Raw genomic sequence first — 24,175 nt, 5'->3', positions numbered from 1 at the left:
GGCACTGGGCCTTGCGAGCAAAACCGCCATTGTACATGGCTGTTCTGCCCGCTTGCATGACAAACCGACCAGTCCCCCCGATCAGTCTGCCGTGACGACTTTCGGCTGGCCAAGATTGGCCAGCCGCACACTGTCCTGCATCTGCTGGGCTTCGCCCTGGCTGTTGATCGGCCCCATGCGCACCCGGTGCAGAGTCTGCTGGTTGCGTACCACCGAACTGATGAAGACCGGCGCACTGACCATACCGCTGAGCTTGGAGCGCAACAACTCGGCGGCGTCCGGGTTGGCAAAAGCGCCGACCTGCAAGTAAAGACCATTGGCGGCCTGGGCACGGTTGCTGGCGACCTGCACTGGCACAACGGCGGCTGCATGCTGTTGCGCCGGAGGCGTCCATTGCTCGACCGCGCCGGTGCTAGGCGTAAATGCCTGGGTCTGGGCGACCTGCGGCTGGTTCAGCATCATCGGCGCCGGTTGGCCACGCTGGGCCCACCACTGTTGCGGGTCGATGCCCTCGACGCGCACGCGCGCGGTGCCGGTTTCGGCGTAACCGAGCTTTTTCGCGGCGGCGTAGGACAAGTCGATGATGCGGTCCGAATAGAACGGCCCGCGGTCGTTGACCCGCAAGATGACGCTGCGCTGGTTGTCGAGGTTGGTGACCTTGACGTAGGCCGGCAGCGGCAGGGTCTTGTGCGCGGCACTCATGCCGTACAGGTCATAAACCTCGCCGTTGGCAGTGTTCTGGCCGTGAAACTTGGTGCCGTACCACGATGCCGTACCTTCGGCGCGGTAATTGCGCGACTCCTGGATCGGGAAGTAGGTTTTGCCCAGTACGGTGTAAGGGTTGGCCTTGTAGTTGCCGGTATGCACCGTTGGCGTGGCGTCCGGGATCTTCGAGACATCCACGTCCCACCACGGCGCGCCGTCTTTGTGCGCGCGGTTGATGTCCAGGCCCGGCTTGGCCCGCACCACGTTGGTGCTTTGCTGCGCGGGCTTGCTCGACGAGCAACTGGCCAGCATCAGGCCCAGGGCCGCGCAACCGATCAGCTTCAGAGATGTATCAGAAAACAATACGCGCATTACTTGGCGCCCCGTGCTTGAACCAGCAGGTCCGATAGCTGATGTACCGCCATCGCGTACATCACGCTGCGGTTGTAGCGAGTGATCGCGTAGAAGTTTTTCAGGCCCAGCCAGTATTCGGGGCCGTTGTCGCCTTCAAGCCGGAAAGCGGTGACCGGCAGATCATCGCGCAACGCATCATGACTTGACCAGCCCAGTGCCCGCAACTCTGCGACCGTCTTGACGGCCTCGATCCCCGGGCTGATGCCTTCATCGACACGCGTACCGCTGACCGTGGCGCGGCTGACCACAGGCTCGCCGCCGACCCAGCCGTGGCGTTTGAAGTAGCTGGCAACACTGCCGATCGCATCGTCGGGGTTGTTCCAGATATTGATGTGGCCGTCGCCGTCAAAGTCCACAGCGTACGCACGAAAGCTGCTCGGCATGAACTGCGGCAAGCCCATGGCACCGGCGTACGAGCCTTTGAGGGTCAGCGGGTCGACCTGCTCTTCACGGGCCAGCAGCAGGTACTCACGCAATTCCTTGCGGAAGAATTCGGCGCGCGGCGGATAGTCGAAGCCCAGCGTGGACAGCGCATCGATCACCCGGTAGTTACCGGTATTGCGGCCGAAAAAGGTTTCCACGCCGATGATCGAGACGATCACTTGGGCCGGAACGCCGTATTCCTGCTCAGCACGGGCCAGCACCGCCTCGTGCTGGCGCCAAAAGTCCACGCCACGGGCAACCCGGGCGTCAGTCAGGAACATCGGGCGGTAATCTTTCCAGGGTTTGACCCGCTCCGCCGGACGCGAAATCGCGTCGAGAATGGACTGCTTGCGCTGTACGTCGCGAAACACTTCGATCAATTGTTCGTCGGCAAAGCCGTAGTCACGGCTCATTTCGCCAACGAATTCGGCCACCTGAGGCGAGCCGTCGTAATCCCCGGCCGTTGCTTGCTGGCTGCCACCGAGCAGGCCCAACAGGCCAACCCAAGGCGCACAACGAGCAGCCCAGCCACGCATTGCTTGCATGTAATTCTTCACCTTATTCAAACCTGCGCAATCCATTTGCGATGCGTATGGATCGACATTAAAACTCCAAACGCTGACAGCAGCGTCACCAACGAAGTTCCGCCATAACTAATGAAGGGCAGCGGCACACCCACAACGGGCAGCAAGCCGCTGACCATACCGATGTTGACGAACACATACACAAAGAAGGTCATGGTCAAGCTACCCGCCAGCAGCTTGCCGTAGAGCGTCTGCGCCTGGGCGGTAATCACCAGGCCGCGGCCGATCAGCAACAAATAGATCAGCAGCAATGCACAAATACCCACCAGGCCGAACTCTTCACCGAGTACGGCAATGATGAAGTCGGTGTGACTTTCCGGCAGGAAGTCCAGGTGTGACTGGGTACCGAGCAGCCAGCCTTTGCCAAACACGCCACCGGAGCCGATGGCCGCCTTGGACTGAATGATGTTCCAGCCCGTACCCAGCGGATCGCTTTCCGGGTCGAGGAAGGTCAGTACCCGTTGCTTCTGGTAGTCGTGCATGACGAAGAACCACATGGCAATCGCCACCGGCACCGCAGCGGCGAGCACGCTGAGGATCCAGCGCCAACGCAGGCCACCCATGAACAGCACGAATGCGCCGGAAGCAAGAATCAGCAGCGCTGTACCGAGGTCAGGCTGGCGCACAATCAGGATGAACGGCACGCCGATCATGATCAGGCTGATCATCACATGCTTGAGGTGCGGCGGCAGTGAGCGCTTGGCCAGGTACCAGGCGATGGTGGCCGGCATGATGATTTTCATGAATTCCGAAGGCTGGAAGCGAATCACCCCGGGAATGTTGATCCAGCGCGTGGCGCCCATGGCGTTGTGGCCCATGACATCGACCACCACCAGCAGGACCACCCCGCAGACGTAAGCCAGAGGCACCCAGCGCGCCATGAAACGCGGCTCCAGCTGGGCGATAACGACCATCGCCACCAGGCCGATACCAAAGGAGCTGGCCTGTTTGAGCAGCAGGTCCCAGTTCTTGCCACTGGCCGAGTACAGAACGAACAGACTGCCGGCCGCCAGGGTCAGCAACAGGATCAGCAACGGGCCATCGATATGTATGCGTTGCAAGAAGCTGGCGCGGCGGCGCATCACATCCTCACTGGAGAGCATGCGATCGAAATTACTCATCACGGGGCCGATTCCTGAGCAATGGACGGGTTGGCGAATTCAGGTTTCAGACGGCCGTCAGGACCAAGCAGCCAGGCATCCATGACCTGACGCACCACAGGCGCGGCAACGCCGGAACCGGACTCGCCGTTCTCGACCATCACCGACACCACGATCTTGGGGTTATCTGCCGGCGCGAAGCCCACGAACAAGGCGTGGTCGCGGTGGCGTTCCTGCAGCTTGTTGCGGTCGTACTTCTCACCCTGCTTGATCGCAACCACCTGGGCGGTACCACTCTTGCCGGCAATCCGATATTGCGCACCAATCGAGGCTTTGCGTGCAGTACCGCGGGCGCCATGCATCACCTGCTCCATGCCGTGGGTGACCTTGTTCCAGTCGGACTTGTCACGCAAGATGATGTCGTCGATCGGGTTCTCATCCACCGGCGGCTGGCCTTCGATGGTCTTGGCCAGGTGCGGACGGTTCCACTTGCCCTTGTTGGCAATCAGCGCCGTGGCCTGGGCCAACTGCAAAGGCGTGGCCTGCATGTAGCCCTGGCCGATACCGAGAATCAGGGTTTCGCCCGGGAACCAGGCCTGACGGCGGGTTGCACGTTTCCATTCACGCGACGGCATCAGGCCTGGCGACTCTTCGAACATGTCCAAAGAGACCTTCTGACCGATACCAAAGCGATTCATGTAACTGGACAGGCGATCGATGCCCATCTTGTGTGCAAGGTCGTAGAAGTACGTGTCGTTGGAACGCATGATCGCCGTGTCGAGGTCGACCCAGCCGTCACCGGTGCGGTTCCAGTTACGGTACTTGTGATCGTAATTGGGCAGTTGATAGTAACCAGGGTCGAACACCCGGCTCGATGCCGTCACCACGCCACTGTCCAGACCGGCAATTGCTACCGCCGGTTTGATCGTCGAGCCAGGCGGATACAAGCCGCGCAGCACCCGGTTGAACAGCGGCCGGTCAATCGAATCACGCAGCTCGGCGTAGGCCTTGAAGCTGATACCGGTGACGAACAGGTTAGGGTCGAAACTTGGCTGGCTGACCATGGCCAACACTTCGCCGGTGTTCGGATCGAGCGCGACAATCGCGCCACGACGCCCGGCCAGCGCGGCCTCGGCGGCTTCCTGCAGCTTGATGTCGAGACTCAGGACAATGTCCTTGCCAGGAATCGGGTCGGTGCGTTTGAGCACCCGCAGTACCCGGCCGCGGGCGTTGGTCTCGACCTCTTCATAGCCCACCTGGCCATGCAGTTCAGGCTCATAGAAGCGCTCGATACCGGTCTTGCCGATGTGGTGGGTACCGCTGTAATTGACCGGATCGAGGGTCTTGAGCTCTTTCTCGTTGATCCGCCCCACGTAGCCGACCGAATGCGCGAAGTGCGCGCCCTGCGGATAGTGGCGCACCAACTGGGCGACCACTTCAACACCGGGCAGGCGGAACTGGTTCACCGCAATCCGGGCGATCTGCTCTTCGGTCAGCTCGAATAGAATCGGTACCGGCTCGAACGGCCGCCGCCCCTGACGCATGCGCTTCTCGAACAGCGTGCGGTCGTCCGGGGTCAGCTCCAGCACCTCGACAATCACGTCGAGCACCTGCTGCCAGTCGCCGGAACGCTCCCGGGTCATGCTCAAGCTGAAGCTGGGCCGGTTATCGGCGATGATCACGCCATTACGGTCGAAAATCAGCCCGCGGGTCGGTGGAATCGGTTGCACGTGCACCCGATTGTTTTCCGACAGGGTCGAGTGATAGTCGTACTGGATCACCTGCAGGTAATACAGGCGAGCGATCAGCACGCAGATCAGCAGGACGATCGCCACGGCACCGACCACGACGCGACTGCGCACCAAACGGGCGTCTTTCTCGTGATCCTTGAGACGAATCGGCTGCGTCATTGAAAGGCTTACAGGTTCATTTGTGGTAAGGGTGCCCGGACAATACCGTCCAGGCGCGGTACAGCTGTTCGCCGATCAGTATCCTTACCAATGGGTGCGGCAGGGTCAGCGGCGACAGCGACCAGCGCTGTTCGGCGCGCGCGCAGACTTCCGGCGCCAGCCCTTCCGGGCCACCGACCATGAAGTTCACGGTACGCGAATCCAGGCGCCAGCGGTCCAGCTCAACAGCCAGTTGCTCGGTGCTCCAGGGCTTGCCATGGACCTCCAGGGTGACAATCCGTTCCCCTGGCTGGACCTTGGCGAGCATGGCTTCACCCTCCTGACGAATCAGGCGGGCGACATCGGCATTCTTGCCCCGGGTATTGAGCGGAATTTCCACCAGCTCCAGCGACAGCTCCGAGGGCAGACGCTTGGCATATTCATGCCAGCCATCCTCGACCCACTTGGGCATGCGCGAGCCGACCGCGATCAGACGCAGACGCACAAGCCTTCCTTATTCCCGGTCTTTGAGATTGTCGGAATAGGCGTGGGTGTTTTCCGGGCTGTGGTGCTTGCCATCGGCGGCACGGCTCTGCTCGGCACCGAGCCACAGACGCTCGAGGTCGTAGAACTGACGGGCAGCAGCGGTCATCATGTGAACGATGACGTCGTTGAGGTCGAGCAGCACCCAATCGCTCTCGCCCTTGCCTTCTTCGCCCAGTGGCTGCGCGCCCTTGGCCTTGACGGCTTCACGGACCTTTTCCAGCATCGCGTTGATCTGGCGGTTGGAGGTACCGGTGGCGATGATCATGTAGTCGGTCAGGCTGTGCTTGTCACGCACGTCGATGACCTGGATGTCCTGGGCCTTGACGTCTGCCAGGGCGGCCTTGGTCAGTTCGACCAGTTCTTCGCCACTGATGGCACTGATTTTTTGCTTGGTCATATAAAACTCATTCAACTCAATAGTATGAGGCGCTTCACAGCACCTTCAGTTCGGCGCACGGTACAGGTTGTGCGCATCGATGTAGGCCAGTACTGCGTCCGGCACCAGAAACCGCACCGACTTGCCGCTGGCCAGCAGCTGTCGGATCTGCGTGGCTGACACCGCAAGCGGCGTCTGCCAGACGAATGCAATATGTCCCGCCGGCCCAACCAGGGCCTGCGGATCACTGACTGAGCGTGCGGCCAACAGGTTGCGCAGGGCATCCGGTGGCTCGACGTCGGCATCCGGGCGTTGCAGCACCAGGATGTGACAGTGTTGCAGCAATTCTTCCCAACGGTGCCAACTGGGCAGGCCGCAGAACGCGTCCCAGCCCAGCAGCAGAAACAGTTGATCAGCGGCGGCCATTTCGGCGCGCATCAGCTCAAGTGTTTCAATGGTATACGACGGCGTGTCACGTTCCAGCTCACGCGCATCCACCGACAGGTTCGGCACACCTTCAACGGCGCAACGGACCATCGCCAGACGGTCCTGTGCCGACACCTGCGGCGTGTCCCGGTGTGGCGGGCGGGCGTTGGGCATCAGCCGCAGCTCGTCCAGCGCCAGCACTTCGGCCACCTCCAGCGCGCTGCGCAGGTGACCGATGTGAACCGGGTCGAATGTCCCGCCGAGCACGCCGATGCGCCGGCCGGGCGTCATCGTCATGACTGTAGCGAGCGGTTTGCGCTCAGCCAAGTCAGAGCGACTCCTGACCACGCAGTTGACCGTCGCCGATCACTACGTATTTTTCGCAGGTCAGGCCTTCCAGACCGACCGGGCCGCGGGCGTGCAGCTTGTCGGTGGAAATACCGATTTCCGCCCCCAGGCCATACTCGAAACCGTCGGCAAAGCAGGTTGGCGTGTTGATCATCACCGAGGATGAATCGACCTCAGCCGTGAAGCGCCGGGCCTGGCCCTGGTGTTCGGTGACGATGGAATCGGTGTGGTGCGAGCCGTAATGGTTGATGTGCTCGATCGCCTGATCCAGACCATCGACCACGCGGATCGACAAAATCGCCGCCAGGTACTCGGTGTTCCAGTCTTCTTCACTGGCCGGCAGCGCATCGATGATCGCACGGGTACGCTCGCAACCGCGAAGTTCGACGCCTTTTTCCCGAAATTGACCGGCCATTTCCGGCAGGAAGTCTGCAGCTACCGATTGATCGACCAGCAGGGTTTCCATCGCCCCGCAGATGCCATAGCGGTAGGTCTTGGCATTGAAGGCAATACGCCGCGCCTTGTCCAGCTCGGCATGCTCGGCCACATACACGTGACAGATACCGTCGAGGTGCTTGATCACCGGGACCCGCGCATCACGACTGATACGCTCGATCAGGCCTTTGCCGCCACGCGGCACGATCACATCGACATACTCCGGCATGCTGATCAACGCACCGACCGCCTCGCGATCCGTGGTTTCGACCACCTGAACCACCGCTGCTGGCAACCCGGCTTCAGCCAGACCGCGCTGGATGCACTCGGCGATGGCGCGGTTGGAGTGAATGGCCTCCGAGCCGCCGCGCAGAATTGTGGCATTGCCCGACTTCAGACACAGGCTGGCCGCATCGATGGTCACGTTCGGGCGCGACTCGTAGATGATGCCGATGACGCCCAGCGGAACACGCATCTTGCCGACCTGAATACCCGATGGCCGGTAGCTCATGTCACGAATGGCACCGACCGGATCGGGCAGGCTGGCCACTTGCCGCAGGCCGACGATCATGCTGTCGATACGTGCAGGAGTCAGCGCCAGGCGCTCGAGCATGGCCGGTTCCAGACCATTGGCGCGGCCGGCGGCCAGGTCCAGCTCGTTGGCGGCAGTCAGCTCGGCACGGGCAGCGTCCAGAGCATTGGCGGCAGCCTGCAGCGCGCGGTTTTTCTGCGCGGTGCTGGCACAGGCGATAACGCGGGCAGCCTCACGGGCGGCGCGACCCAAGCGGGTCATATAGTCAAGAACAGACTCAGTCATGGGCTCAGTGTCTTGGCGAAGGGGAAATCGGCTGATTATAACTGTCGCGCCGCCCCGCGCCCAGCGGTGACAGGCGGATGGTCAAAAACAGTTTCAATTCCCCGTAGGAGCGGGCTTGCCCCGCGATACGATGTGACAAACAAATCGCTATCGCGGGGCAAGCCCGCTCCTACAGGTTCGGTTAAGGTAGAAATTGCTATTATCGCCGCCCGTCCACCACGAATCCGTGCGCATGCCCGACTCAGCCCCCTGCCCGACCCAAGCGCTAGCCGACTGTTTCTTCGACCGTGATGCGCAGGAACTGGCCAAGGCGCTGCTGGGCAAGATCATCCGCCACCGCCAGGGCCCCTACTGGCTGGCAGCACGCATTATCGAGACCGAGGCCTACTACCTGAGCGACAAAGGCAGCCACGCCTCGCTGGGCTACACCGAAAAACGCAAGGCGCTGTTTCTCAATGGCGGACACATCTACATGTACTACGCACGCGGCGGCGACTCGCTGAACTTCAGTGCCCACGGCCCCGGCAATGCGGTGCTGATCAAATCTGCCGTTGCCTTCGTTGACGCCATCTCCGACGCCAACAGCCTGGCCCAGATGCAACTGAACAACCCCGCCGCCAATGGCCAATTGCGCGATAGCCAACGCCTCTGCTCCGGCCAGACGCTACTGTGCAAGGCGCTGGGCCTGAAAGTGCCGCACTGGGATGCCAAACGCTTCGACCCTGAGCGGTTGTTCGTGGAAGACTGCGGTATTAACGTGAAACACATTATTCAGACCACTCGTCTAGGCATCCCCGCAGGCCGCGACGAACATCTGCCCTATCGTTTTGTCGACGCCGAATTTGCCCACCTCTGCACACGGAACCCGTTGCGTCGTGGCCAAGTCGAAGGCCGCGACTATTTTTTACTGACACAAGGAAACTGACACGATGGGCCAATGGCTCGACAGCCTGACTGGTTGGCTTGGCGCCAACCCGCAATGGCTAGGCTTGGCAATATTTCTGGTGGCCTGCGTGGAATGCCTGGCCATCGCCGGGATTATCGTGCCGGGCACGGTTCTGCTGTTTGCCGTCGCCGTGCTGGCCGGCAGCGGCGCCCTGTCGCTGGGCGAAACCCTGCTGCTGGGTTTTTTCGGTGGCCTGCTGGGTGATGCGATCTCTTACACCCTGGGGCGCAAGTTCCATCAAAACATCCGCCGCTTGCCAATATTGCGCCATCACCCGGAATGGATCGGCGGCGCCGAAACCTATTTCCAACGCTATGGCATCGCCAGCCTGCTGGTAGGCCGTTTCATCGGGCCACTGCGGCCGATGCTGCCGATGGTCGCCGGCATGTTCGACATGCCTCTGCCACGCTTTATCGCCGTCAGCCTGGTCGCCGGTGCGGGGTGGTCGGTGGCGTACCTGTTGCCCGGCTGGGCTACCGGCGCCGCCATGCGCTTGCCATTACCCGAAGGCTTCTGGCTGGATGCCGGGCTGATCGCTGCAGGCCTGGCGTTGCTGGTGGGCGTCAGTATCAATTGCAGCCTGCGCAGCATGCGTCGCGGCACCCGGGTAATTGCCGGGCTCAGCCTACTGGCGCTGACCGCACTGTTCGTTGGCTGGCCGTATCTGCATGAGTTCGATCAAGGCTTGATGACCCTGATCCAGGAACATCGCAGCAACGTCATCGATGGCAGCGTGGTATTGATCACGCGCATGGGCGACTTTCGCACCCAGTTTTTCCTCGGCGGCCTGCTGACCGCGCTGTTGCTGCTGGCACGCCAGTGGCGCCCTGCGCTGTTTGCCGGTACCACCCTGATCGGCACCGCGCTGGCAAATGGTGGCCTGAAATGGCTGTTCGCCCGCGCCCGCCCGGAAGTCCTGACCGACCCGCTCACCACCTACAGCATGCCCAGTGGCCACAGTTCGGCAGCCTTCGCCTTCTTCCTGGTGTTGGCGGTACTGGCCGGGCGCGGCCAACCGGCACGTATGCGCCTGACCTGGATCATGCTCGGCTGTTTGCCGGCGCTGGCCATTGCCCTGTCGCGGGTTTATCTGGGCGCACACTGGCCAACCGACATTCTGGCCGGGGCCATGCTCGCCTGCTGCATCTGCGCCACCAGTCTGACCCTGATCCAGCACCGCGAACCGCTTACCGCCCTGCCGTTGAAGGTCTGGTGGTTGATTCTGCCGGCGTGCGTCGCCCTGCTGGCGTTCTTCAGCCTGCACTCGCTGCCGCATGCGCTGCTGCGTTATCAGTATTGAGGGCTCAGGCGAACAGCTCGCCTTGCAGACGATCAAGCAGTGCCTGAATTGCATTCAGGCGCTGCTGAGCGGAGTCGATGGCCAGCAGGTCGAGCTTGTCTTCTTCGACGAACGGCAGCAGGTAGGCTAACTGGTTGGCCAACGCCTGCTGGCCAAGCACCTCAGTCGGCATGCTCAATGCCGCGACCATGGGGTGCTCACCCAGTGCGGTGAGCAGGGCCAGCAGATCGTCATCCTGCTCGCTCAATGGCGTGTCCGGGCGTTCCTGTAACCACTGCACGTCGGCCAGCAACAGCTGATCTTTCTGCACCTGGGCGCTCTGCACCCGGAACCGCCGGGTACCCTCGACCCGAATGCCCAGCAGGCCATTGTCCTGCTGCTGGAAATCGCGAATCACCGCTTCACAGCCGATCGAGGCATAGCCTTCAGGCGCCTTGCCGACCTGCTCGCCTTCCAGAATGCAAACCACACCAAAGCCGCCGCCCTGCTTCATGCAGCGGCCGATCATGTCCAGGTAGCGCGCCTCAAAGATCTGCAGATCAAGGAAGCACCCTGGAAACAGCACGGTATTGAGTGGAAACAGCGGTAACGTCATTGCAATTCCTCACGCAACCAGGCTGACCGCCAGCGGCAGGAACACCGCGGTAGCCACCCCCATCAAGCTCATCGCCAGGGCCGCAAAAGCCCCACATTCATCACTTTCCTGCAGCGCCACCGAAGTGCCCACTGCGTGCGCGGTCACGCCAAGGGCCATGCCCCGCGCTTCCGGGCTGTGTACACCGCAACGCGACAGCAGCTGCGGACCAAAGATCGCGCCGATGACGCCGGTAATCAGCACAAACACCGCTGCCAATGCGGCCACACCACCGATCTGCTCGGCCACCAGCATGGCGATAGGCGAGGTCACCGACTTGGGGGCCATGGTCATCAGAATCATATGCTCGGCACCAAACCACCAGCCCAGCAACACGCAAGCACCGGTTGCCACGACCCCTCCGATTACCAGCGTAGTAAAGGTCGGCCAGAACAGCTGGCGAATGCGCCGCAGATTGAGATAAAGCGGAACGGCCAGCGCCACCGTCGCAGGTCCGAGCAGAATGCTCATGATCTCGGTGCTTTTGCGGTACTCGTTGTAAGTCAGGCCACAAGTGAGCAGTACGCCAATGACTACAAGCATCGACACCAGCACCGGCTGCAGAAAGATCCAGCGCGTCTTTTCGTAGGCCGCCAGCACCAGCTGGTAGGCGCCCAGGGTAATGCCGATGCCGAACAAGGGATGGTGAATCACCGCGTTCAGCGCGCCGTTCCAGTCCAGGCTCATGGCTGCTCCTCACGCTTGCTCTGGCGGGCGATGAGCTTTTGCATGAGCACACCGACAAAGGCCATGGTCACCAACGCCGAGATCACCAGCGCGCCGACAATGGCCCAGAAATCTGCGGCAATATCGGCGGCGTACACCATCACCCCCACCGCTGGCGGCACCAGCAGCAACGGCAGGTAGCGCAACAGGCTATTGGCCGCTTCGCTCAGCGGTGCGCCGACTTCGCCGCGCAGCATCAGAAACACCAACAGCAGCAGAAGGCCAATGATCGGCCCCGGCAAGATGGGTACAAATAAATGATTAATCGCCGTCCCAAGCAATTGAAACAACACCAGCCAGGTCAAACCACGCAACAGCATAACTTTCTCCTTCGGGCCTGGCGGCCATTATAAGCATGCTAACGACCGCGCTATAAGCTGATATTCGCCGAAAACATAGCGACTTGACCGCTTTGGGAAGGCGTGATGATCTTAGCCTTTCGATTCTGCCGCCCCCATAAGAAAACCAAAGCAATCTGGAGAGTCACGATGCCTCAAGTACCTGTTGCAGAGCTTTCGCAGTACGTTGGTAAGGAACTTGGACGTTCCGAATGGCTGACCATCGATCAAGACCGCATCAACCTGTTTGCTGAAGCCACTGGCGACTTTCAGTTCATTCATGTCGATCCGGCCAAGGCGGCAAAAACGCCATTTGGCAGCACTATCGCTCACGGTTTTCTCACCCTGTCGCTGATCCCCAAGCTGATGGAAGACATCGTCGTGCTGCCTGAAGGCGTGAAGATGGTGGTTAACTACGGCCTCGACAGCGTGCGCTTCATCCAGCCGGTCAAAGTCAACAGCCAGGTTCGACTCAAAGTCGATATGGCCGAAGTGTCTGAGAAAAAGCCTGGTCAATGGCTGATCAAGCTCACCGCAACCCTGGAAATCGAAGGCCAGGAAAAGCCCGCTTACATTGCCGAGCCGCTGACCCTCTGCTTCGTCTGAACCCCGCCCTACACTGAAACAGCCCCTGTGGCTGTTTCAGCCTGCGCATTGTGCGGCATACTCGGGGCCTTACCCGTCCGGACCCCGTCATGCGCCCACTTGTTCCGCTTGCCCTGACCTTGCTACTCACCGCCTGCGGTGAAGGTGAACCACTGTCGCCACCTGACGCGCGCCTGCCCGATGGCGGTCGTTTCCGTGGGCAAGTCGTGGATGGCCTGCTGCAAGGTGAAGGCCGCATCGACTACCCCAATGGCAGCTGGTATGCCGGCAACTTTCAGGCCGGTCAATGGCACGGCCAGGGTGAATGGCATGGCAGCAATGGCGAGGTCTACCGTGGCCAGTTCCAACAGGGGCTGTTTCACGGGCAAGGCACCCTGAAAACACCGGGCAGCAGCTACAGCGGCGGCTTCAAATCTGGACGGCGCGATGGCGAGGGCACCCTCAAAGAGAGCGGCCTGCTGTACCGAGGCCAGTTCAAAGACGACCAATACAGCGGTGCCGGGCATCTGGAACTGGCCGATGGCAGCCAGTATCAAGGTCTGTTCGCCCGCGGCAAGCCCAATGGCGAAGGCATTCGCAGTGACGCCAGCGGCAACCAGTTCAGCGGTCGCTTCGTCAATGGCCAGCTCGAAGGCAGCGGCACCTTCAACAGCGCTGAGGGCGACCAGTACATCGGCGCTTTTCGTGACAACCGCCTGGAAGGCCGCGGCCGCTACGAAAGCGCCGAGGGCGATGTGTGGATTGGTCAGTTCAAGGACGGCACGCTCAACGGCAAAGGTGAACTGATCGCCGCCGATGGCAGCCACTACAAGGGCAACTTCGAGGATTGGCACTTTTCCGGCAAGGGCCGCCTGCAATTGGCCGACGGCAGCCTGTATGTCGGCGGATTCGACAACGATACCTATCACGGTCAAGGCCACCTGACCTCTAGCGATGGCAGCAGCCAGAGTGGTTACTGGGTCAATGGTCAGCGTGTGCGCGACGAGTACGGTCGGCTACTGCCCGACCCGCTGGAGCTGGCGCTGCTCAACCAGGGCACTCTACTGGAGCACTCCCTGGCCAAGGTCGCGCCATCGACACCCGAGATCGAACTGTACAGCCTGGTGTTGGCGGGTGACGGCAAGCAAAGCGTATTCATGCGCGAAGCCGAGTATGTCAGCGCCCTGCTCAAAAGCCGCTTTGGCGCCGTAGGGCAGATCAATCTGATCAACCACCGTGACCACCTCGACGACCGGCCGCTGGCCACCCGCGAGAACCTCGCGCGCGCCGCACGCACCCTGGCCGAACGCAGCGGCCCGGAAGACCTGCTGTTCATCTACCTGACCAGCCATGGCAGCGCGGAACACGAACTGGTGCTGGACCTGCCGCGCCTGCAACTGGCCGACCTGCCCGCCGAAGCGCTGGCCAGTGCTTTGGCGCCATTAAAAGATCGCAACAAAGTCATCGTCATCTCGGCGTGCTATTCCGGCGGTTTCATCGATGCCCTCAAAGACAACAAGACCCTGATCATGACCGCCGCACGCGCCGACCGCGTGTCGTTTGGCTGCTCGGAAGAAGCCGACTTCACCTATTTTGGTGATGCCTTGTTCGCCCAGGCACTGAACCAGACCGACGATTTGCGTCAGGCATTTGACTTGGCCAACACCCTGGTTGCCGAGCGGGAGGCGGTGGAAGGTTTCGAAGCGTCCGAGCCGCAGATATGGGCCCCAGGCGAGGTCTTGTCGCGCTGGCAGCAACTGCGCCAACAGCAGGCGCGTAAAGCCCTGCAGAGCAGTGCGCCAAACGAGGCAGGACATGCAAAAAATGCCAGCAACCACTAAGCTTGAGTGTATCAAGGGAGAGACATCATGTACTTGACGCCTCAACACATCCTGCTTGCTGGAGCCACCGGTCTTACCGGTGAACATCTACTTGACCGGCTGCTCAACGAGCCGACCGTCAGCCGTGTACTGGCGCCAACGCGTCGGCCACTGGCGGAACACCCGCACCTGGAAAACCCGGTGGGCGACCCTGCGCTGTTCTTGCCGCAGTTGGGCGGTCGCGTCGATATCGCCTTCTGCTGCCTGGGTACCACCATCAAACAGGCAGGTTCTGAACCGGCGTTCCGGGCCGTTGACCTGGACATGGTGGTGGCCTTCGGCAAACGCGCGCGGGAGATGGGTGCGCGTCACCTGATTGTCATCAGTGCCTTGGGCGCCGATCCAAAATCACCGATCTTCTACAACCGGGTCAAAGGTGAGATGGAAGAAGCGCTGAAAGCGCAGGACTGGCCGCAACTGACCATTGCCCGCCCTTCCCTGCTGCTGGGCGATCGGCAAGAGCCACGCCTGGCCGAACGGGTTGCCGGGCCGCTGTCGAAGCTGATTCCAGGAAAGTATCGAGGCATTGAAGCCTGCCAGCTGGCGCGTGCGTTGTGGCGCCTGGCACTGGAAGAGCAGGACGGGATTCGTGTTGTCGAGTCTGACGAGCTGCGCAGGCTGGGGAAATGAATGATCGCGGGGCAAGCCCCGCGATTCACAATCCACCCGTCGCCTGAAAACTCACGCCTATAGCCGTCAAAACCGACAACGGCAGCAACAAGGTGTCGAGCAAAACGCTGCCCGGCAGGTCATACCCCGGGTACTTCGGCGCTTCGGCACCGAACCGATCCATAGCACAACACCCACCTTGCAACGCATACATGTCCAGGCGCGTGCCGCTATACACCAACGGTGCCCCCGGCTTGGCTGCATCCAGCGTGCGCACGGTAGCGCAGCCGCTGACCAACAACCCCAGCAGCGCTACCCCGAGCAAACGCCTCATTCATCAGCGCCGAAGTGATGCTCACCCCAACGCGGCAGCATGTCCTGAGGGATGTTCAACAGATTGAGAATCCGCGCCACGACAAAGTCGATCAGATCGTCGATGGTCTGCGGCTGATGATAAAACCCCGGCGCCGCCGGCAAAATCACCGCGCCCATGTTCGACAACTTGAGCATGTTTTCCAGGTGAATGGTCGAAAATGGCGCTTCACGTGGTACCAGAATCAATTGCCGACGCTCTTTCAAGGTCACATCGGCAGCGCGTTCGATCAGGTTATTGCAGGCGCCCGTGGCAATTGCCGACAAGGTCCCCGTGGAGCACGGTACCACCACCATCGCCGCTGGCGCGCCCGAACCGGAGGCCACCGGCGACATCCAGTCTTCCTTGCCATACACGCGAATCTGCCCGTCAGCAGCCCCTGTGTATTCGGTCAGAAACGCCTGGATTGCCTGAGGTTTGGCCGGAAGCACCACATCGGTCTCGGTCGACATCACCAGTTGCGCCGCCTTGGAAATCAGGAAATGCACCTCGCGGTCTTCGCGCACCAGGCAATCGAGCAGGCGCAGCCCATACTGCGCCCCCGAAGCGCCGGTCATCGCCAGTGTGATGCGTTCCGGCCCGTTCATTTCAGCGCCTCTGCCAATTTGCCATGCAGGCCGCCAAAGCCGCCGTTGCTCATGATCACCACCTGGGTGCCGGGCTTGGCCTGGCCCTTGACTTGGGCAATGATCGCCTCAAGGCTGTCGGCGACCATCGACGGCACTGTGCACTCAGCCGCAGTGGCAGCCAGATCCCAGCCCAGGTTCGGTGGTGCGTACCAGATCACCTGATCCGCATCGTTGACGCTTTCCGGCAAACCATCGCGGTGGGCGCCAAGCTTCATCGAGTTGGAGCGCGGCTCGATCACGGCAATCAGTGGTGCATCGCCAACGCGTTTTCGCAGTCCATCGAGGGTGGTGGCAATGGCGGTCGGGTGATGGGCAAAGTCGTCGTAAATGGTCACGCCCTGCACTTCCGCGACTTTTTCCATACGCCGTTTTACGCTTTTGAAGGCACTCAGCGCAGCGATGCCCATGGCCGGTACCACGCCCACATGACGGGCCGCCGCCAGCGTCGCCAAGGCGTTGGCGACGTTATGCTGGCCGGTCAGTTCCCACTCAACCACGCCCTGGCTTTCGCCTTCGAAGCTGACTTCAAAACGCGAGCCGTCCGCGCTGAGCAATTTGACCTGCCACTGCCCGCCTTCACCGGTGGTTTGTACCGGCGTCCAGCAGCCCATCTTGATCACCCGCTCCAACGCCGGTTCAGTGGTGGGATGAATCACCAGGCCTTCGCTTGGAATGGTTCGCACCAAGTGGTGGAACTGTCGCTCAATGGCGGCCAGATCAGGGAAAATGTCCGCATGATCGAACTCAAGGTTATTGAGGATCGCGGTGCGCGGACGGTAGTGCACGAATTTCGAGCGCTTGTCGAAGAAGGCACTGTCGTATTCATCGGCCTCCACCACAAAGAACGGCGTGCCGCCCAGTCGGGCCGACACGGCAAAGTTCTGCGGTACGCCACCGATCAGGAAGCCCGGGCTCATACCGGCATGTTCCAGCACCCAGGCCAGCATGCTGCTGGTGGTGGTTTTACCGTGCGTACCGGCCACTGCCAGCACCCAGCGCCCCTGCAGTACATGGTCAGCCAACCACTGCGGGCCCGAGACATACGGCAAGCCCTTGTTGAGCACATACTCGACCGCCGGGTTGCCGCGCGACAGGGCGTTGCCGATCACGACCAGATCGGGAGCCGGATCCAGCTGGGCGGCATCATAACCCTGGGTCAGTTCGATGCCCTGCGCCTCGAGCTGAGTGCTCATCGGCGGATAGACATTGGCGTCGGAGCCGGTAACCCGATGCCCGAGCTCTTTGGCCAGCACCGCCAGAGAGCCCATGAAAGTGCCGCAAATACCAAGAATATGAATATGCATGATCGACCTCGTAAAACGTCGAGGCAGGGTAGCCCAGGGCGTCGGAATTCGCACCCTGTGTTTCGCTCATGCGTCGCGGGCGATGCCGTGTTTGCGAAGTTTTCGATACAAGGTATTGCGGCTGACCCCCAACTGCGCGGCCACATGCGTCATATGCCAGCGGTGTTGCTCCAGCACACTGAGCAATGCACTGCGCTCCGCATCGACTAACAGTGGGAGCGGGCTTGCCCCGCGATTGCGTTCTGCCTGACACACCGCATCGCGGGGCAAGCCCGCGCCTACCAGGTCGGGGAGGCGGATGCAGCCGTCATCGCACAGCGCAGACAGCGTGCGCAACACGTTACGCAACTGACGCACGTTGCCGGGCCAGGCAAATTCAAGCAACGCCTGGCGCGCCTCAGGCTCCAGCACCACTGTTTGCTCACCGGCCTCCTCGGCCAGGATGAAATCCAGCAACTGCGACTTGTCACTGCGCTCACGCAGCGCTGGCAACTGAATTTCCAGACCATTGAGACGGTAATAAAGGTCTTCACGGAAACTGCCGTCTTCGACCCGCTCAAGCAGATTGCGGTGCGTGGCGCTGATGATGCGCACGTTCACCGCCTGCGGCTCGCCGCCAATCGGCACCACCATGCGCTCTTCCAGCACACGCAGCAGGCGGGTCTGCAAGGCCAGCGGCATGTCGCCTATCTCGTCCAGCAGCAGCGTGCCGCCATCAGCTTGCTGCAACTTGCCGCGCATGCCCTCTTTGCGTGCGCCGGTGAAGCTGCCGCCGCGATAACCGAACAGCTCACTCTCGATCAGGCTTTCAGGGATCGAAGCACAGTTGAGTGCCACGAAAGCCTTGCCGCTGCGCTGACTGGCCTGATGAACCGCCTTGGCAAACGCCTCCTTGCCACAACCGGTTTCGCCATTGAGCAGCAACGGCACATCACGCTCGAACACCCGCACGGCACGGCGAAAATCATTCTGCAGCGCCGGATCGACCAGGCAGATACTCGCGGGGCTGCACGCCTGTGCAGGTACAGCCGGCACCGCCACTGACGGCACCGAGCGCGCTTGCCCCCGCAGGCTGGCAAACAGCTGCCGCCCATCACGGGTGCGCAGCGGCCAGCGAGTGCTGCCTTCCGCCATTGCCCGGCTGAACAGCTCGTCCTGGGAGCAATCGAAAAACATCTCCACCGGTTTGCCCAGCACGCCGCCGCGGATGGTGCCGAGCAAGTTCAGCGCGCTCTGGTTGACCGCACTGATTCGCCCCTCACCATCGAACGCCAGCAGGCCCTCACTGAACAGGCCGATCGATTCCGCCTGCAGGTGAAAACGCAGCAGCCACTGGTTCTCGAAGTAACGCAGGAAATAGCAGCTCTCGATCATCCGCGCCGAGAGGTTGACCAACGCCATGGTATGGAACTGACTCTGGCGCGACACATCCGGGCGCGCCGAAGAGACATCGAGCACGGCCATCAGCTCGCCGTGCGGATCGAACACCGGGCTGGCCGAGCACGTCAGGCCAGTGTGGCGGCCGCGAAAATGTTCATCTTGATGGATAGTCAGCGCCTGACGCTCGACCAGACAGGTACCAATGCCATTGGTACCCTCGCGAGCTTCGCTCCAGTCGGCCCCCAGCCATAGCCCGGCACGCTCGAAAATCCGCCGTTCAGTGGCGGCGGTGACACAGTTGAGGATCACCCCGCGGGCATCGGTGAGCAGCACCGCATGGCCTGCGCCCGACAACTGCTGATGCAGGCTGTTCATCTCGTTGCCGGCGATTTGCAAGACCTGCTGCAGGCGCTCACGGCTCTCCAGCACGCGCCCGTGCTCAAGCACGGTGGGCGCCACGCTCAGGGCCGGGTCCAGGTGGTAATCCTCAAGGCAGCGCAGCCATGAGCGGGCAATCGAAGGATCACTGCCGGGCCCCTGCATCTGTGCCTGTCCCTGAGTCACCGTAAGCACTTGCCGGGCGTGCCGGCTGAGGTGATTGTTCTGCACTTTTTATTGTTCTCCGCAGACGAGATGGCCTCAGCATCCTCTACCCGTCCGCGCAATGCAATGCTGGCTTGACCGGCAAGTCACCGCCTGTGCCAGAAACGGTACAAAGTGTCACCTGTACTGTGCCGAGGCTGCCACAGCACCTCCGCGCCCTGCCCTGGCAAAACCTCGCAAGCCCTTGATTTACTTGACCCCGGCCACACTGGCCCAAGCCTTGCTCTATGCTTAAGTAACCTCCCCAACAAGCACAAAAGCCAGGAGACACACCATGCGTTACGCACACCCCGGTACCGAAGGCGCCAAGGTTTCCTTCAAGAGCCGTTATGGGAACTACATTGGTGGCGAATTCGTTGCGCCGGTCAAAGGGCAATACTTCGAGAACACCTCGCCCGTTAACGGCCAACTGATCGCTGAGTTCCCGCGCTCCACCGCCGAAGACGTCGAGAAAGCCCTGGACGCTGCCCATGCCGCCGCTGACGCCTGGGGCACCACCTCGGCCCAGGCACGCTCGTTGATCCTGCTGAAAATCGCCGACCGCATCGAACAGAACCTTGAACTGCTGGCCATTACCGAAACCTGGGACAACGGCAAGGCCATCCGTGAAACCCTCAACGCCGACATCCCGCTGGCTGCCGACCACTTCCGCTATTTCGCCGGCTGCCTGCGTGCCCAGGAAGGCGGCGCCGCAGAAATCGACGGCAACACCGTTGCCTACCACCTGCACGAACCACTGGGCGTGGTCGGGCAGATCATCCCGTGGAACTTCCCGATCCTGATGGCCGCGTGGAAACTGGCACCCGCCCTGGCTGCCGGTAACTGCGTGGTGCTCAAGCCTGCCGAGCAAACTCCGCTGGGTATCACCGTGCTGCTGGAAGTGATCGGTGACCTGCTGCCAGCCGGCGTGCTCAACGTGGTGCAAGGCTATGGCCGCGAAGCGGGTGAAGCCCTGGCCACCAGCAAACGCATCGCCAAGATTGCCTTCACCGGCTCCACCCCGGTCGGCTCGCACATCATGAAATGCGCTGCCGAGAACATCATCCCGTCGACCGTAGAACTGGGCGGCAAATCGCCGAACATCTTCTTCGAAGACATCATGCAGGCCGAGCCTGCGTTCATCGAAAAAGCCGCCGAAGGCCTGGTACTGGCGTTCTTCAACCAAGGCGAAGTGTGCACCTGCCCATCGCGTGCGCTGGTGCAAGAGTCGATCTACCCAGCGTTCATGCAGGAGGTCATGAAGAAGATCAAACAGATCAAGCGCGGCGATCCCCTCGACACCGACACCATGGTCGGCGCCCAGGCGTCCGAGCAGCAGTTCGACAAGATCCTCTCCTACCTGGAAATCGCCGAGAAGGAAGGTGCTGAACTGCTGACCGGCGGCAAAGTGGAAAAACTCGAAGGCAGCCTGTCGACCGGCTATTACATCCAGCCGACCCTGCTCAAGGGCACCAACCAGATGCGCGTGTTCCAGGAAGAAATCTTTGGCCCGGTGGTCAGCGTCACCACCTTCAAAGACGAAGCCGAAGCACTGGCGATCGCCAACGACACCGAGTTCGGCCTCGGCGCTGGCGTATGGACCCGCGACATCAACCGCGCCTACCGCATGGGCCGCGGTATCAAGGCTGGCCGCGTGTGGACCAACTGCTACCACCTGTACCCGGCGCACGCCGCGTTCGGTGGCTACAAAAAGTCCGGCGTTGGCCGCGAAACGCACAAAATGATGCTCGACCACTACCAGCAAACCAAAAACCTGCTGGTTAGCTACGACATCAATCCGCTGGGCTTCTTCTAACCCGCAAAACAGCGCGGCCCCACCCCGGGGCCGCGCTGGCTCGCTTCCTGCAAGACCATCACCAACAGCTGGCAGCCGCCGGTTGAAAAAGAAAAAAACAGGTGAACCCTATGCCAAGCGATCATTCCGGCAGTGTGCCGGCCGGTTCTTCCGTCGACTTCGAAAAGGTCGGCAGCGACTACTTCCAACAACGTGAACTGAAAAAAGGCGCAGCAGGCTGGGTGTTGCTGGTCGGCCTTGGCGTTGCCTACGTGATTTCCGGCGACTACGCCGGCTGGAACTTCGGCCTGGCCCAAGGCGGCTGGGGTGGCATGTTCCTCGCCACCTTGCTGATGGCCACCATGTACCTGTGCATGTGCTTTTCCCTGGCTGAACTGTCTTCGATGATCCCCACCGCAGGCGGCGGCTACGGCTTTGCCCGCAGCGCGTTCGGGCCCTGGGGCGGCTTTCTGACCGGCACCGCCATCCTCATCGAATACGCCATCGCCCCGGCGGCCATTGCCGTGTTCATCGGTGCCTACTGCCAATCGTTGTTCGGCATTGGCGGCTGGATGATCTACCTGGCCTTCTACATCATCTTTATCGGCATCCACATCTTCGGGGTCGGTGAAGCACTGAAACTGATGTTCATCATCACGGCCGTGGCCGCTATTGCACTGGGCGTGTTCCTGGTCGCGATGGTGCCGCACTTCGAAGTGAGCAACCTGTTCGACATCGCCCAGACCGACGCCGTGGGCGCCAGCAGTTTCCTGCCGTTCGGTTATGTCGGCGTGTGGGCGGCGATCCCTTACGCCATCTGGTTCTTCCTTGCGGTTGAAGGCGTACCACTGGCTGCCGAAGAAACCAAAAACCCCAAGCGCGACCTGCCCCGCGGGCTGATCGGCGCCATGCTGGTATTGCTGGCCTTCGCCCTGCTGATTCTGGTGGTTGGGCCGGGGGGGGCAGGCGCAGAAGCGCTGAAAAGCTCGGGTAACCCGCTGGTCGAAGCACTGGCCAAAGCCTACGGCGGCTCGACCTGGATGGGCGGCTTCGTCAACCTGGTCGGCCTGGCCGGGCTGATCGCCAGTTTCTTCTCGATCATCTACGCCTACTCCCGGCAGATCTTCGCCTTGTCGCGGGCCGGCTACCTGCCACGCAAACTCTCGGAAACCAACAAGAGTAAAGCGCCCGTGCTGGCCCTGGTGATCCCCGGCATCATCGGTTTTGCTCTGTCGTTGACCGGCCAGGGCGACCTGCTGATCCTGGTTGCGGTGTTCGGCGCTACGCTGTCTTATGTACTGATGATGGCCGCGCACATCACCCTGCGCATCAAACGCCCCAAAATGGAGCGCCCATACCGCACGCCGGGCGGGATCTTCACGTCGGGTGTGGCTCTGGTGCTGGCCTGCATCGCCGTCGTCGCCGGTTTTCTGGTAGACCCGCGTGTAGTGATTGGCGCCGCCATAATCTACGGCGTACTGATTGCCTACTTTGCGTTTTACAGCCGCCACCACCTGGTAGCGGGCACACCGGAAGAAGAGTTCGCCGCGATCCAAAAGGCCGAAGAGGCCCTGCACTGATCAACGCCACCTGCGCCGCAGGCCAGACCTGCGGCGTTCTGGAGAGTCTGTATGGCAAGTTTTGTACACACGGCAGGTCAGCAGACCTACCGCTTTGAAAGTCTCAAAGAAGTCATGGCCAAAGCCAGCCCGGCCCGCTCGGGCGACTTTCTCGCCGGGGTGGCGGCCAGCAACGATGGCGAACGGGTTGCCGCGCAGATGGCCCTGGCCGATATCCCCCTCAAACACTTTCTCAACGAAGCGCTGATTCCCTACGAAGCCGATGAAGTCACCCGCCTGATCATCGACACCCACGATGCCGCCGCCTTCGCCCCGGTCAGCCACCTGACCGTGGGCGGCCTGCGCGACTGGCTGCTCAGCGATCAGGCTGATGAAGCCCGCCTGCGTGCCCTGGCGCCCGGTCTAACGCCGGAAATGGCTGCTGCCGTGTCGAAGATCATGCGCGTGCAAGACCTGGTGCTGGTGGCGCAGAAAATCCGTGTAGTAACCCGCTTTCGCGGCACCATGGGCCTGCGTGGACGCCTCTCGACCCGCTTGCAGCCCAACCACCCGACCGATGAACCGGCCGGTATCGCCGCAAGCATTCTCGATGGCCTGCTGTATGGCAACGGCGACGCCATGATCGGCATCAACCCGGCCACCGACAGCATCGCCTCGATCTGCGCGCTACTGGAAATGCTCGACGCCATCATCCAGCGCTACGACATCCCGACCCAGGCCTGCGTACTCACCCACGTCACCACCTCGATCGAAGCGATCAACCGTGGCGTGCCGCTGGATCTGGTGTTCCAGTCGATTGCCGGTACTGAAGCGGCCAACGCCAGCTTCGGCATCAACCTCAATGTGCTCAAAGAAGGTTACGAAGCCGGCCTGAGCCTCAATCGCGGCACCCTCGGGCAAAACCTGATGTACTTCGAAACCGGCCAGGGCAGTGCGCTGTCGGCCAACGCCCACCATGGCGTCGACCAGCAAACCTGCGAAACCCGCGCCTACGCCGTGGCCCGCCACTTCAAGCCGTTTCTGGTCAACACCGTGGTCGGATTCATCGGCCCGGAGTACCTGTACAACGGCAAGCAGATCATCCGTGCCGGTCTGGAGGATCACTTCTGCGGCAAGTTGCTTGGCGTGCCGATGGGGTGCGACATTTGCTACACCAACCATGCCGAAGCCGACCAGGATGACATGGACATGCTTCTGACCCTGCTTGGCGTTGCCGGGATCAACTTCATCATGGGCATCCCCGGCTCCGACGACATCATGCTCAATTACCAGACCACCTCATTCCACGATGCCCTGTATGCCCGCCAGACCCTGGGCTTGAAACCGGCACCGGAATTCGAAGCCTGGCTGGCACGCACCGGTATTTTCACCCAGGCCGATGGCCGCGTGCGCTTCGGTGACAACCTGCCACCGGCGTTCCGCCAGGCCTTGGCGCAATTGGGATAAGCGAG

The 24,175-nt window shown here is 61.5% G+C and carries 23 protein-coding genes; 8 read left to right on the top strand and 15 right to left on the bottom strand.

What is annotated here, in order from left to right:
• Nucleotides 1–81: 81 nt before the first annotated feature.
• The 8 genes from ACP6KB_RS03435 to ACP6KB_RS03400 are packed head-to-tail and all read right to left on the bottom strand — an operon-like array spanning nt 82 to nt 8,063.
• Nucleotides 82–1,077 carry a septal ring lytic transglycosylase RlpA family protein gene (locus ACP6KB_RS03435; RefSeq protein ID WP_442112053.1) on the bottom strand — a complete coding sequence of 332 codons (996 nt, stop codon included), beginning with the start codon at nt 1,075–1,077 and terminating at the stop codon, nt 82–84.
• A complete protein-coding gene (mltB, locus tag ACP6KB_RS03430; protein WP_442112052.1) occupies nt 1,077–2,087 on the bottom strand; it encodes a lytic murein transglycosylase B in 1,011 nt (336 codons plus the stop codon). Before mltB ends, ACP6KB_RS03435 begins: the two co-directional genes overlap by 1 nt.
• Before the next feature lie 17 nt (nt 2,088–2,104).
• Nucleotides 2,105–3,208: a rod shape-determining protein RodA gene (rodA, locus tag ACP6KB_RS03425; protein ID WP_442114250.1), complete on the bottom strand. Its 1,104-nt coding sequence runs from the start codon at nt 3,206–3,208 to the stop codon at nt 2,105–2,107.
• A 38-nt stretch (nt 3,209–3,246) separates the two neighbouring features.
• Nucleotides 3,247–5,136 carry a penicillin-binding protein 2 gene (gene mrdA / locus ACP6KB_RS03420; protein ID WP_442112051.1) on the bottom strand — a complete coding sequence of 630 codons (1,890 nt, stop codon included), beginning with the start codon at nt 5,134–5,136 and terminating at the stop codon, nt 3,247–3,249.
• 16 nt (nt 5,137–5,152) lie between these two features.
• The gene (rlmH, locus tag ACP6KB_RS03415) at nt 5,153–5,620 is read right to left on the bottom strand and encodes a 23S rRNA (pseudouridine(1915)-N(3))-methyltransferase RlmH (RefSeq protein ID WP_010222895.1); all 468 of its coding nucleotides are present in this window, start codon (nt 5,618–5,620) and stop codon (nt 5,153–5,155) included.
• A gap of 9 nt (nt 5,621–5,629) precedes the next feature.
• The gene (gene rsfS, locus ACP6KB_RS03410) at nt 5,630–6,058 is read right to left on the bottom strand and encodes a ribosome silencing factor (protein WP_442112050.1); all 429 of its coding nucleotides are present in this window, start codon (nt 6,056–6,058) and stop codon (nt 5,630–5,632) included.
• 45 nt (nt 6,059–6,103) lie between these two features.
• Nucleotides 6,104–6,760 carry a nicotinate-nucleotide adenylyltransferase gene (nadD, locus tag ACP6KB_RS03405; protein WP_442114249.1) on the bottom strand — a complete coding sequence of 219 codons (657 nt, stop codon included), beginning with the start codon at nt 6,758–6,760 and terminating at the stop codon, nt 6,104–6,106.
• Between the two features lie 31 nt (nt 6,761–6,791).
• Entirely contained in the window at nt 6,792–8,063 is a 1,272-nt protein-coding gene (locus tag ACP6KB_RS03400; RefSeq protein ID WP_442112049.1) for a glutamate-5-semialdehyde dehydrogenase, read from the bottom strand.
• A gap of 232 nt (nt 8,064–8,295) precedes the next feature.
• Here ACP6KB_RS03400 and ACP6KB_RS03395 point away from each other — a divergent pair, with 232 nt between their 5' ends.
• Complete coding sequence (locus ACP6KB_RS03395) at nt 8,296–8,988, top strand: DNA-3-methyladenine glycosylase (protein WP_442112048.1); 693 nt, start codon at nt 8,296–8,298, stop codon at nt 8,986–8,988.
• Nucleotides 8,989–8,992: 4 nt separating this feature from the next.
• Nucleotides 8,993–10,309 (top strand): bifunctional DedA family/phosphatase PAP2 family protein, encoded by a 1,317-nt coding sequence (locus ACP6KB_RS03390; protein ID WP_442112047.1) that lies wholly within the window; start codon nt 8,993–8,995, stop codon nt 10,307–10,309.
• A gap of 4 nt (nt 10,310–10,313) precedes the next feature.
• On the opposite strand, the gene ACP6KB_RS03385 is transcribed toward ACP6KB_RS03390, so the two are convergent.
• Genes ACP6KB_RS03385 through ACP6KB_RS03375 form a run of 3 tightly spaced genes read right to left on the bottom strand, consistent with a single transcriptional unit; the run spans nt 10,314 to nt 11,989 of the window.
• Nucleotides 10,314–10,904, bottom strand: a complete 591-nt coding sequence (locus ACP6KB_RS03385) for an LON peptidase substrate-binding domain-containing protein (protein WP_442112046.1) — start codon at nt 10,902–10,904, stop codon at nt 10,314–10,316.
• A 9-nt stretch (nt 10,905–10,913) separates the two neighbouring features.
• Entirely contained in the window at nt 10,914–11,624 is a 711-nt protein-coding gene (locus tag ACP6KB_RS03380; protein WP_442114248.1) for an LrgB family protein, read from the bottom strand.
• Between the two features lie 2 nt (nt 11,625–11,626).
• Nucleotides 11,627–11,989, bottom strand: coding sequence for a CidA/LrgA family protein (locus tag ACP6KB_RS03375; protein WP_442112045.1), 363 nt, complete (start codon nt 11,987–11,989; stop codon nt 11,627–11,629).
• A 168-nt stretch (nt 11,990–12,157) separates the two neighbouring features.
• Here ACP6KB_RS03375 and ACP6KB_RS03370 point away from each other — a divergent pair, with 168 nt between their 5' ends.
• The 3 genes from ACP6KB_RS03370 (at nt 12,158) to ACP6KB_RS03360 (ending at nt 15,102) form a co-directional block, all read left to right on the top strand.
• On the top strand, nt 12,158–12,613 hold the full coding sequence (locus tag ACP6KB_RS03370; RefSeq protein WP_442112044.1) for a MaoC family dehydratase: 456 nt from the start codon (nt 12,158–12,160) through the stop codon (nt 12,611–12,613).
• 89 nt (nt 12,614–12,702) lie between these two features.
• Entirely contained in the window at nt 12,703–14,433 is a 1,731-nt protein-coding gene (locus tag ACP6KB_RS03365) for a C13 family peptidase (protein WP_442112043.1), read from the top strand.
• Nucleotides 14,434–14,460: 27 nt separating this feature from the next.
• Entirely contained in the window at nt 14,461–15,102 is a 642-nt protein-coding gene (locus tag ACP6KB_RS03360) for an oxidoreductase (protein ID WP_442112042.1), read from the top strand.
• Nucleotides 15,103–15,127: 25 nt separating this feature from the next.
• Here ACP6KB_RS03360 and ACP6KB_RS03355 read toward each other — a convergent pair whose 3' ends face one another.
• From ACP6KB_RS03355 to ACP6KB_RS03340, 4 genes are all read right to left on the bottom strand, one after another.
• The gene (locus ACP6KB_RS03355) at nt 15,128–15,415 is read right to left on the bottom strand and encodes a YceK/YidQ family lipoprotein (protein ID WP_442112041.1); all 288 of its coding nucleotides are present in this window, start codon (nt 15,413–15,415) and stop codon (nt 15,128–15,130) included.
• Nucleotides 15,412–16,041 carry a flavin prenyltransferase UbiX gene (gene ubiX / locus ACP6KB_RS03350; protein WP_442112040.1) on the bottom strand — a complete coding sequence of 210 codons (630 nt, stop codon included), beginning with the start codon at nt 16,039–16,041 and terminating at the stop codon, nt 15,412–15,414. The genes ACP6KB_RS03355 and ubiX overlap by 4 nt, the downstream gene beginning before the upstream one ends.
• Nucleotides 16,038–17,387: a UDP-N-acetylmuramate:L-alanyl-gamma-D-glutamyl-meso-diaminopimelate ligase gene (gene mpl / locus ACP6KB_RS03345; RefSeq protein ID WP_442112039.1), complete on the bottom strand. Its 1,350-nt coding sequence runs from the start codon at nt 17,385–17,387 to the stop codon at nt 16,038–16,040. Before mpl ends, ubiX begins: the two co-directional genes overlap by 4 nt.
• Nucleotides 17,388–17,453: 66 nt before the next feature.
• The gene (locus ACP6KB_RS03340; RefSeq protein ID WP_442112038.1) at nt 17,454–19,376 is read right to left on the bottom strand and encodes a sigma-54-dependent Fis family transcriptional regulator; all 1,923 of its coding nucleotides are present in this window, start codon (nt 19,374–19,376) and stop codon (nt 17,454–17,456) included.
• Nucleotides 19,377–19,644: 268 nt separating this feature from the next.
• Between ACP6KB_RS03340 and exaC the strand changes: the two genes are divergently transcribed.
• From exaC to ACP6KB_RS03325, 3 genes are all read left to right on the top strand, one after another.
• Nucleotides 19,645–21,165: an acetaldehyde dehydrogenase ExaC gene (gene exaC / locus ACP6KB_RS03335; RefSeq protein WP_442112037.1), complete on the top strand. Its 1,521-nt coding sequence runs from the start codon at nt 19,645–19,647 to the stop codon at nt 21,163–21,165.
• Between the two features lie 110 nt (nt 21,166–21,275).
• Nucleotides 21,276–22,724 (top strand): ethanolamine permease, encoded by a 1,449-nt coding sequence (gene eat, locus ACP6KB_RS03330; protein ID WP_442112036.1) that lies wholly within the window; start codon nt 21,276–21,278, stop codon nt 22,722–22,724.
• Between the two features lie 51 nt (nt 22,725–22,775).
• Nucleotides 22,776–24,170: an ethanolamine ammonia-lyase subunit EutB gene (locus ACP6KB_RS03325; protein ID WP_442112035.1), complete on the top strand. Its 1,395-nt coding sequence runs from the start codon at nt 22,776–22,778 to the stop codon at nt 24,168–24,170.
• Nucleotides 24,171–24,175 lie beyond the last annotated feature (5 nt).

Source organism: Pseudomonas sp. NUPR-001 (assembly GCF_052147955.1).
In the GTDB taxonomy this organism is placed as follows: Bacteria; Pseudomonadota; Gammaproteobacteria; order Pseudomonadales; family Pseudomonadaceae; genus Aquipseudomonas.
Note: the sequence above shows the minus strand (reverse complement) of the source record. Positions and strands in the feature narration are given on the sequence as shown.